9 protein-coding genes and 1 riboswitch are annotated in these 10,016 nt (G+C 38.9%); of the genes, 7 read left to right on the forward strand and 2 right to left on the reverse strand.

The window, feature by feature from the left end; genetic code table 11:
- Nucleotides 1–196: 196 nt before the first annotated feature.
- Entirely contained in the window at nt 197–1,654 is a 1,458-nt protein-coding gene (locus ACFHWD_RS19785) for an MDR family MFS transporter (protein ID WP_378062890.1), read from the forward strand.
- Between the two features lie 263 nt (nt 1,655–1,917).
- Here the strand turns inward: ACFHWD_RS19785 and ACFHWD_RS19790 are convergent, their stop codons facing one another.
- Entirely contained in the window at nt 1,918–3,330 is a 1,413-nt protein-coding gene (locus tag ACFHWD_RS19790; protein ID WP_334105217.1) for a HAMP domain-containing sensor histidine kinase, read from the reverse strand.
- Between the two features lie 14 nt (nt 3,331–3,344).
- Nucleotides 3,345–4,058 carry a response regulator transcription factor gene (locus ACFHWD_RS19795; RefSeq protein ID WP_229982176.1) on the reverse strand — a complete coding sequence of 238 codons (714 nt, stop codon included), beginning with the start codon at nt 4,056–4,058 and terminating at the stop codon, nt 3,345–3,347.
- Nucleotides 4,059–4,204: 146 nt separating this feature from the next.
- Nucleotides 4,205–4,289: riboswitch (ZMP/ZTP riboswitch) on the forward strand.
- A 48-nt stretch (nt 4,290–4,337) separates the two neighbouring features.
- Between ACFHWD_RS19795 and ACFHWD_RS19800 the strand changes: the two genes are divergently transcribed.
- The 6 genes from ACFHWD_RS19800 to ACFHWD_RS19825 all read left to right on the forward strand — a co-directional run bounded on the left by ACFHWD_RS19800 (nt 4,338) and on the right by ACFHWD_RS19825 (nt 9,934).
- Entirely contained in the window at nt 4,338–5,513 is a 1,176-nt protein-coding gene (locus ACFHWD_RS19800) for a phosphoribosylaminoimidazolecarboxamide formyltransferase (RefSeq protein ID WP_229982177.1), read from the forward strand.
- Between the two features lie 193 nt (nt 5,514–5,706).
- Complete coding sequence (locus tag ACFHWD_RS19805; protein ID WP_378062891.1) at nt 5,707–6,618, forward strand: ATP-binding cassette domain-containing protein; 912 nt, start codon at nt 5,707–5,709, stop codon at nt 6,616–6,618.
- Nucleotides 6,615–7,376 carry an ABC transporter permease gene (locus ACFHWD_RS19810; protein WP_378062892.1) on the forward strand — a complete coding sequence of 254 codons (762 nt, stop codon included), beginning with the start codon at nt 6,615–6,617 and terminating at the stop codon, nt 7,374–7,376. Before ACFHWD_RS19805 ends, ACFHWD_RS19810 begins: the two co-directional genes overlap by 4 nt.
- Nucleotides 7,377–7,388: 12 nt before the next feature.
- Nucleotides 7,389–8,120 (forward strand): ABC transporter permease, encoded by a 732-nt coding sequence (locus ACFHWD_RS19815; RefSeq protein WP_190972209.1) that lies wholly within the window; start codon nt 7,389–7,391, stop codon nt 8,118–8,120.
- A 50-nt stretch (nt 8,121–8,170) separates the two neighbouring features.
- Nucleotides 8,171–8,614, forward strand: a complete 444-nt coding sequence (locus ACFHWD_RS19820; protein ID WP_229982179.1) for a MarR family winged helix-turn-helix transcriptional regulator — start codon at nt 8,171–8,173, stop codon at nt 8,612–8,614.
- A gap of 186 nt (nt 8,615–8,800) precedes the next feature.
- The gene (locus tag ACFHWD_RS19825) at nt 8,801–9,934 is read left to right on the forward strand and encodes an MFS transporter (RefSeq protein ID WP_378062893.1); all 1,134 of its coding nucleotides are present in this window, start codon (nt 8,801–8,803) and stop codon (nt 9,932–9,934) included.
- Nucleotides 9,935–10,016: the final 82 nt, after the last annotated feature.

Consider the following 10,016-nt stretch of genomic DNA (forward strand, 5'->3'; position numbering starts at 1 on the left):
TGCGCTTTTACTATGTTTCCAATTCATACTTTAATTTTCAACCTTTCCCTCCGAACATCAACAATAAATGTACCTCTGTCATAGAAATATATATAGAAAACTCGGAGTTTCCTATTGACAAAGTTCTGTATTTATTATATCATAATTCCAAAAGAAACTAAACGTTTCTTATTGTGACTATGAAAGGAGTTTTCTAATGAATACAGAAAATGTAAAACCGGCAAAAGAAAAGCTCGATCCAATGGTGCTCAGGGTTGCTATCATTCTGGTGGTCGGTGCCCTTGCACCACTTTTCGATACCACCATGGTCAATGTGGCCATTCATACTATTGCAACCGATATGAAGGCAGCCATTTCTGTTGTGCAGTGGATTACGACGGGATACGTTCTGGCAATGGGACTGACCGTGCCCATTTCAGGCTGGGCCACCAAGCGATTTGGATGCAAACACTCCTATATCTTTTCCGTGACGATCTTTTTGGCCGGTTCTGTGCTTGCCATGCTGTCCTGGAACATCCAGAGTTTAATCAGTTTTGCCGTTATCCAGGGAATCGGCACGGGATTGCTGATGCCCACATTACAGACAGAGCTTGTACAAGTTTCTGGAGGGCGCAACCTGGGGCGGATCATGTCCATCGTCAGTGTTCCCGCTCTGCTGGGGCCGATCCTTGGGCCGGTATTAGGCGGGGTTATCGTAAACAGCTTAAGCTGGCGGGCGATTTTCTTTGTCAATATTCCAATCTGCATCATAGCCATTCCGTTGGCTTTGTGGGGAATACCGGCCGATAAGCATTTGGAAAAGAAAGCCTCCCTTGATGTGATGGGCATGCTTTTGCTTTCTCCTGCGTTTGCCCTTCTGATTTACGGCATTGCACAGGTTGCCACCCATGGGGGTTTAAGTAGCAGGACAGTCTATGTCCCTCTTATCATCGGCATGGTTTTGATGGCATCCTATGTTATCTATGCATTGAAGACAAAACGCGAACCGGCTCTGAATGTGCGTCTGTTCAAATCCGCCAATTTTTCAGCTTCCAATATACTGCTGATCCTGTGCGGTATCATCACCAACGGGGCTATGCTGATGCTGCCCCTTTATTATCAGGAGGTGTGTGGGGCAAGTGCCCTGTATGCCGGATTGTGGCTGCTTCCGCAGGGAATAGGAATGCTGCTCACCAGAAGCTGGGCCGGTAAGGTGGCCGACCGCAACGGTTCACGCAATATTGTGCTGATTAGTCTTGCTGCTGTTGCAGTAGGAACTCTGCCCTTTGCTTTTGCTGGTGTGGATACGAATCTGATCTTTCTGGCTGCTGCTCTGCTTATCAGAGGGGCGGGGCTCGGCGGCTTGCTGATTGCAATTATGATGTCTGCTTATATCGGACTTCCCAGAGAGCAGGTTCCCCACGCCAGCATAGCCACGAGGATTTTTCAGACCATCGGCGGAGCTTTCGGGTCGGCTATCCTTGCTACCGTGGCCCAGGGGCAGATGGCAGGACATGCCGTCTCCGATCTTCATGCCATTGCCCATTCATTCAACGTCTCGTTCTGGTGGACTATTGGTTTCACCATAGCAGCTGTGATCCCCACGATGTTTTTGACCATGTATAAAAAATCAGCATCGGAAACATCCTTACGGGAAGGGGATTCATGGAAATAAAGTGATTCTTAGGTTCAGATGGAGTTTGCTTATAAGGAATACTTTACTCCACCTGGACCTTATTAACCGTATTCTTAGTGTCTTCAGCACTTAGAATACGGTATTCTTTAGGGGAAGAACTTATACAGGCATATTCCTATTTAATATTAANACTCCACCTGGACCTTATTAACCGTATTCTTAGTGTCTTCAGCACTTAGAATACGGTATTCTTTAGGGGAAGAACTTATACAGGCATATTCCTATTTAATATTAAATGTCAGCTATAAAATTATACTTATAGTTGTACCTTCACCCAGGGTACTTTCTATATTTATACTTCCGCCCTGTGCATCTATTATCTGCTTGGATATTGCCATGCCAAGACCTGAGCCTTCGGTGGAAGAATTGGTATTTGTACCTCTGTAATACCTTTCAAAAACATAGTTTAGATCTTTTTCAGGTATACCCCTGCCATTATCTTTTATTGTAATATGGATTTTATCTTTCTTGTAAATTGAAATGTCAATCTGCACACTGTCCCTGTTGTGAATTATGGCATTTAAAATTAAATTTGCAAGCGCTCTTCTTAAAAATTTTTTATCTACGAAAGCTTCTATATTTTCATCTTCAGGATAAAAATTCACATTTTTATTGGAGTAAAGCGGGTTGTTTAAAATTTCTATGATTGTATCCTGTAAAAGGAGAGTCATATTTGTCTCTTCCTTTTTTAAAGGTACGGCTTTGTTTTTAAATTTGTAAGTTAAATTTAAATCCTGGATTAGTGACTGTATGTAGGTGGACTTGTTGTATATTATCTCCGAGTACTGATAAATCTCCTCTTTGGAAAAAGTATAATCCGGATCTTTCATTATCTCGGCATAGCCCTTTATGGAAGACAGGGGGGTTTTCAGGTCGTGGGATATGGAGGAGATCCAGGTATCCCTCATCTTATCCAGTTCTTCTCTTTTTTTTCTGTTTTCCCTGAGAGTTCTGCCCAGGTTGTTTAAGTTTGAAAAAACGCCTTTATAGACACCTTTTTCCAGGTAATTTGTTTCATAATTGCCCCTTGAGAGTTCATCTATGCCGTTGATTATATTTTGAAGTGGTTTCCCCATCCTCTTTCCGAATACAAAATAGGATATGATTACTGCCACCAGTATATCTATACCCAGCAGCAGCAGAACTCCATTCCAGAAAAATCTTCTTAAGGAAGAAGGGTTAAAGACAAGGGTGTGTTTTGCCACTCTGTTTAGAGGAAAACCTATTATATAGGAAAAGCTCCTGCTGCCATGTTTCTTTTCACCTATAAATATGGAAGAATTGGCTATGTCGTATTTGTAGATATGGGCAAATTCTATGGGAGTATATTTAACGGAAACTGTACCGGGTTTTTTGAAGGAGTACACTTCCCTGAAATTTTCATCTATTATTTGAATCCAGGCACCGTTTTTTTGAACTTGTCTTATCCCATCTTCTTTTATAAAGGGAGTCTGATTTTTAAAGCCTACGTATTTGGAGAAATTCAATGTGAACTTTTCCGGAGTGGGATAGATTGAAATCCAGTTGTTGTATGTAGTCATCTGGCCTCCCCAAAACAGATTTACGAATAATTCAATTATAACTATGAATATCAGTGTTACAAGAAATCTTGTAGTGATATTCCAATTGTTTTTGATTTTGTTTCTGATTTTCATATTAAGCTACCTCTTCATTGAATTTTCAGCTTATAACCCAGGCCCTTGGCTGTAATTATATATTTTGGACTGGAAGGATTGTCTTCTAATTTTTGCCTTAGTTTTCTTATATGAACCATAATTGTGTTGTCATATCCCTCATAGCTGTCTTTCCAGACTTCACTGCATATCATCTGTTTGGTAAGAATTTGATTGGCATTTTGGGCCATGTAACATAACAGGTGATATTCCTTGGGAGTAAGTGTTATATTTTTACCTGACTTTGATACTTCACCTTTTGCAGGGTCAATTGTTATGTCCCCGAAGCTTATCTTTTCCTTTTTCATTGACATTTCATTTTTGATATATATGTTTCTTCGCAGATGAGCTTTGATCCTGAAGGCTACCTCCTTGGGACTGAAAGGTTTGGTTACATAATCGTCCGCACCCAGGCCCAGAGCAAGTATTTTATCTACATCTTCAGATTTCGCAGACAGGAAGATAATGGGAACAAAAGAAAAATTCCTTATATTTCTGCACACTTCAAATCCGTCCATATCCGGCATCATTATGTCCAGAACTACTATGTCAGGTTTTTCGTTTCTGCATATTTTTATACCCTCTGATCCATTTTTTCCTTTGAATATTCTCCTGAAGCCTTCTTTTCTAAGGACCGTCTCCATCAGCTTTAAAAGCTCAACTTCATCATCTATTAAAAGTATCTTTCTATCTAAAATTTGATCCTGCATTTTTACCTCCAATGGTCAAAAATATATATATTTTAATTATAGCATCATTTAGGTATCCTTCGCCTAAGATACAAAATTTTAATGTTCTGTTAAGGTTTGAATCATTGACATGGATATTGGAGTATAATATAATTTAATGGATAAATAAGTGATCATGTGACTGGCGGAAATGGAGTTTACCATGGGAAGCATGATTGAATAGAAGTTGTATCGACCGCCTGGGTAATTAATAATTTACCCGGGTTTTTTTGTGTTCAAATTTGGAAGGGAGTAATGCAGATGAAAAATAATGAACTTATATTAAAGTATGGTTGTAATCCACATCAGAAACCTGCCAGGGTTTATATGAAAAAAGGAGAACTTCCATTTAGAATTATAAATGGCAAGCCCGGATATATAAATCTCATGGATGCACTTAATTCATGGCAGCTTGTAAAGGAATTGAAAAATACTACAGGTCTTGCAAGTGCGGCCTCTTTTAAACATGTAAGTCCTGCCGGTGCTGCGGTTGCAGTGCAGCTTGATGACATACTGAAGAAGGTATATGCAGTTGAACATGTGGAGCTTTCGCCTGCAGCTACTGCATATTGCAGGGCGAGAGGTACCGATAGAATGTCTTCTTATGGAGATTTTGCGGCTTTAAGTGATGAAGTTGATTTATCTACGGCTAAAGTATTAAAAAGTGCTGTTTCTGATGGAATAATTGCGCCGTCTTATAGTAAGGAGGCTCTTGAAGTTTTAAAGAAGAAAAAGAGAGGAAATTACTGCATAATTCAAATTGACAGAGATTATGAACCCTGTGAAATGGAGAAAAGAGAAATATTTGGAGTAACCTTTGAGCAGAAAAGGAATAACGCAATTATAACAGATGAACTTTTGAAAAATATAGTAACAAAAAGAAAAGATCTCACTCAAAATGCAAAGAGAGATCTCTTAATATCAATGATTACACTTAAGTATACTCAATCCAATTCTGTATGTTTTGTGCTCGATGGACAGGTGATTGGAGTTGGTGCAGGACAGCAGTCGAGAATTCACTGCACAAGACTTGCCGGATCAAAAGCAGACATATGGTTTTTAAGACAGCATCCTTCAGTCTTATCACTTCCATTTAGAGACGGACTTAAAAAAGCTGAGAAAGATAATGCAATAGATCAGTATCTTCGTAATGATGTAACAGAAGAGGAGACACGACACTGGAAAGATGTATTTACTGAAGTTCCAAGAAAGCTTACGGAAGAGGAGAAGAAAAATTGGATTTCAAAACTTAAAGGAGTTTCTCTAGGCTCTGATGCATTTTTCCCATTTAGGGATAACATAGACAGGGCATCTAAAAGCGGGGTTGAGTACATTGTTGAGCCAGGCGGTTCCATAAGAGATGATGCTGTGATAGAAGCCTGCAATGATTATAATATGGTAATGGCCTTTTCAGATTTAAGGCTGTTTCATCATTAGAGGAAAAGAGAAAGATACATTTCAAAGATATAAAAAATTTGGTAAAATTCAAACCTTTTATGATAGAGCCTATTTCATAAAAGGCTTTTTTATTTATCAAATGGAATTTAAGGTTCCCTTAAGGTTTTGATAAATGGGATTTAAGCTGCAGGATCTATTATATGTTCATATGCTAGTTCAAGGAGGAAATTGTATGGAGGAAAATATTGTAAAAACCATAGATTTGACGAAAAGTTTTAAAAACTTTAAGGCAGTAAAGGGAATAAATTTATCTGTAAAGAAAGGAAGGGTATACGGATTTCTGGGTCCCAACGGGGCTGGAAAATCCACAACTATAAGGATGCTTTTGGGGCTTATAAAGCCTACAGGTGGACAAGTCCGTATGTTTGGCAAAGATCTTCAGAAAAACAGAATGGATATTCTGAAGAGAGTTGGGTCCATGGTGGAAGCGCCATCTTATTATGGAAATTTGACAGCCTATGAAAATCTGCAGGTATCGGCGGAACTTCTGGAACTTGACTATAAATATATTGATGAAGTTCTGGAGGTTGTGAGACTAACGGAGTGGAAAAATAGACAAGCTAGTAAATTTTCACTCGGCATGAAGCAGAGACTTGGAATTGCCCAGGCACTCATATCAAAACCGGAACTTCTTATATTGGATGAACCAACCAACGGACTTGATCCCTCTGGAATCCATGAGATAAGGGGCCTTATTAAAAGACTTCCCAAGCTCTACAATATGACAGTCATCATATCCAGTCATAACCTGAGTGAAATTGAACTTGTAGCAGATGATATTGGAATTATAAACAGGGGAAATATGCTGTTTCAAGGAACTCTTGAAGAACTTCATTCAAAAAGCAAGGGTCAGATCTGTATAGGAGCCAGGGATTCCAGAAGGCTTCAGGATACACTGGACAGCTGTGGATATGAGTATAGGACAGAGGGCAAGGATGTTTTATTAAAGCCAAGGGGAGAGGATCCGGAGGAGATTTTAAGACAGCTGGTATTGAAGAACAATAGGGTATTTAAATTTGTGGAAGTGCAAAAATCCCTTGAAGAAATATTTCTTGATCTTACTGAAGGGGGAGAAAAACTATGACATTTACTTCAATTTTAAAATCCGAGCTTATGAAATACAAAAGGTCGATACTCTGGAAGGGTGTATTTTTCATTCCGGTTCTCTCTTTTTTACTTTTGACCGCGGATTTGCACGTGAGATATAGTTTTTTAATGGCAGAGGAGCATATAAAATCCCTGTATGATCTTGGAATTTACGACAGGATAGGAGCACTTATTTATGAGAGCCATGCCTCTACCTTGTGGTTTATTCTACTAAATTTATCCATTGTTGTAGTGGCGGTTATTGTAAATTATATGGAATACAGTGAGAAAACCTGGAAACAGATAATATCAAGGCCCGTTGAAAGAAGCAAGATTTATTTGTCCAAGTGGATTGTAGTGCTTGCAGCTGCATTTATCCTGGTGATTTTAAACGGTATATTTCTGATAATTATAAAAAACTTGTTCCATATTGATGGAAGTTGCGGATTGATTTTCAATTATATAGGATTTGAGCTGTGTACAGTTTTAGGAGTGGTGGGTTTTGAGCAGTTTATAAGCTGTTACATGGAGAATTCGCTGGCAGCTGCGGCCGTGGGTTTTGCGGGAAGCATAGGGGCCTATATGCTTGCGCAGAGTAAATTTCTCTCCTATGTGGTTCCCTATGCCAATGTATTGCTGGCGATGCCTACGGGAGATAAAAGCGACGCCCAGAGAGCAGCTTTTTTTGGGATAGCTTCAGGGATACTATGGCTTGTAATAGGGGTTCTGGAATTTGATAAAAGGGATATAAAATAGGTGGTGAATAGTATGAAAAGTATATATAAAGTGGAATTATTGAAATTGAAGCACTCCAAAATATTGAATATAGTTATGTTTGTTCCCTTGTTTTTTGTTATATTGGGTTTTACAAATTTTTTGAGATATAAAGAGCTTTTTACCTCAAAAGGACAAAATGTATGGAATCAGGTGTATACTCAGAGCTCACTTTTCTATGGATTGTTTATTATAGGGCTTTTTATTACCATAGTGACGGCTGTTCTGGTGAGAATAGAAAACAGCGGGGATAATTTTAAGTGGATGCTGACATTGCCCATAGAAAGAGAACAGCTTTATAGGGCAAAACTTCTTGTTACCTGCGGCATAGTATTTTTAAACCTTGTGCTGTTTATGCTTCTTACAATTCTGGCCGGACTGATTATAGCGCCGCAGAATCAGAGCATGCCCCAAGAGTTCATATATGCCCCGTTACTTTGCAGTATAGCTTCACTGCCTGTTATAGCAGTTCAATATTATCTTAGCATGAAATACAATAATATTGCCGTGCCTCTGGGAATTGGGCTGGTATTTTCCCTGCCTGCAGTTTTAATTGACAATACCAGATACTGGATGCTTTTCCCCTGGGATTATCCGGGCAGGGTACTGGTAGGTGCAGCAAATGAAAGCTTCAATTTTCCGCCTTATATGTATGCGGTATCTGTTGTTTTGTTTATAATGTTTATGCTCATTGGTGCACATGAATTTGAAAGCAGGGATATATAGTTTAAGTATCCATATTGACAATGGAGTATATCATATATACAATTGTTAATATGGATAGAAAATTTTATGCAGATAAATTACCTAGAAAATTATTGGATGTCATAAACCGTTTTAATGAAACTGATAAAAAGGCGAGAAGTTTTGGTACGGATACAGTACTTCACCTTTCAGAAATTCATCTTGTTGAGTTCATAGGCGACAACGAAAAACTTTCCGTGTCAGAAATAGCCAGGAGGAACAATATTACAAAAGGTGCGGTTTCACAAACGCTCATTAGATTGGAGGGTAAAAAATTAATTGTAAAGGCACTGAATCCGGAAAATAAATCCCAGGCCATTGTCTTGTTGACTAAAAAGGGATGGACAGCTTATTGTGAACACAAAAAATATCATGAAAACATCAACAGAGTTATTTTGTCCTGTGTACAGGATAAGTCCGGGAAGGACATGGAAGCTATCTATAGTTTTTTAGAGCAGCTGGAGAAACTTCTTTGAAGGAAGTTCTCCATACCCATAGTGTATAGTACATATACACTATAAAATAATTTTTTATCCAAAGTCCGATATATTTTATATGAAGTTTAAAGTTCAGATATTAAATACTGATTGAGGAGAGTTTTACAATTGAAAGATTTTGGAGAGAAAAAGAAGTTTGTTTTAAGTAAATCACTGGTTCTGCTGATGGCAGTTGCCTGCGGAGTCTGTGTTGCAAATTTGTACTATATTCAACCACTTGAATCACAGATTGCGGGTGCCTTTTCCGTATCACAGAGTTCGGCAGGAATAGCAGCTACAGTCACTCAGATTGGATATGCCCTTGGACTTTTATTTATAGTGCCCCTGGGAGATATGTGCGAAAGACGTTCACTTATACTGCGAATGTTGGTTTTGGTGGCTTTATCCCTGATTATAACTGCATTTTCACAAAATTATTTTGTCATGCTTTTATCCATGTTTGCAATAGGTCTTACCACCATTGTTCCGCAGATTATTGTTCCCTATGCTGCTCACCTTTCACCGGAAGGTCAGGAGGGCAAGATTATAGGAAATGTTATGAGCGGTCTTCTTATTGGAATTTTGCTCTCACGTACCTTTAGCGGGGTAATAGGTTCAATTTTAAATTGGAGAGCTGTGTATATTTTCGGTGCATTTTTTATTGCACTGCTGTTTGCTTTTATTTTAGGGCTTTTTCCTAAAGATAAGCCGTCAAATGTAATTCCTTATAAGGAGCTTTTAAGGTCCATTCCGGATTTGATAAAAAATCAGGTTTCTCTGAGGGAATCAGCAGTGAATGGTTTCTTTATGTTTGGTTCCTTCAGTATATTCTGGACTTCACTTATATTTTTGCTTGAGACACCGGTTTATAATATGGGTACCAGAGAAGCGGGGTTATTTGGTCTCTTTGGAGTTGCCGGTGCGTTGGCAGCACCACTTATTGGCAAGGCAGCTGACAGGAAAAGTCCCAGGTTTACTGTAGGGGTGGGAGTAATATTTTCTACTGCTGCTTATGTATGTTTTATCTTCTTTGGATATCATATTATTGGTCTTATGTTAGGTGCAGTTATTCTTGATCTTGGAAATCAGTGCGGGCAGGTATCAAATCAGGCGAGAGTACAACTTCTGGGGGACAAGGTTCGCAGCCGTAATAATACCGTATTTATGTTTTCCTATTTTATGGGAGGTGCAGCAGGCTCTTTCCTTGGTACTCTCTTCTGGCAGAATTTTGGCTGGCAGGGTGTCTGCACAATCGGATTTATTTTTCAAGCGCTAGCTGTTATTGCTCATTTTATAATTTATAGAAGAAGAGGAAATTAATCAATTTTAACAGAAAGGGCGTAATTCTCCTATCTTGTATAAGTGGGAGATGAATAGTCCTTGTTATTTTAGGTTCGATGCC

The organism is Clostridium sp. MT-14 (assembly GCF_042436595.1).
Taxonomy (GTDB): Bacteria; Bacillota; Clostridia; order Clostridiales; family Clostridiaceae; genus Clostridium_B; species Clostridium_B aromativorans.

Bases quoted from the DNA above. Each gene is read 5' to 3' on its own strand.
- ACFHWD_RS19790 (WP_334105217.1), bottom strand. From the start codon at position 3,330: ATGAAAATCAGAAACAAAATCAAAAACAATTGGAATATCACTACAAGA.
- ACFHWD_RS19810 (WP_378062892.1), top strand. From the start codon at position 6,615: ATGACATTTACTTCAATTTTAAAATCCGAGCTTATGAAATACAAAAGG.
- ACFHWD_RS19805 (WP_378062891.1), top strand. From the start codon at position 5,707: ATGGAGGAAAATATTGTAAAAACCATAGATTTGACGAAAAGTTTTAAA.
- ACFHWD_RS19785 (WP_378062890.1), top strand. From the start codon at position 197: ATGAATACAGAAAATGTAAAACCGGCAAAAGAAAAGCTCGATCCAATG.
- ACFHWD_RS19795 (WP_229982176.1), bottom strand. From the start codon at position 4,058: ATGCAGGATCAAATTTTAGATAGAAAGATACTTTTAATAGATGATGAA.
- ACFHWD_RS19815 (WP_190972209.1), top strand. From the start codon at position 7,389: ATGAAAAGTATATATAAAGTGGAATTATTGAAATTGAAGCACTCCAAA.
- ACFHWD_RS19800 (WP_229982177.1), top strand. From the start codon at position 4,338: ATGAAAAATAATGAACTTATATTAAAGTATGGTTGTAATCCACATCAG.
- ACFHWD_RS19820 (WP_229982179.1), top strand. From the start codon at position 8,171: ATGGATAGAAAATTTTATGCAGATAAATTACCTAGAAAATTATTGGAT.
- ACFHWD_RS19825 (WP_378062893.1), top strand. From the start codon at position 8,801: ATGGCAGTTGCCTGCGGAGTCTGTGTTGCAAATTTGTACTATATTCAA.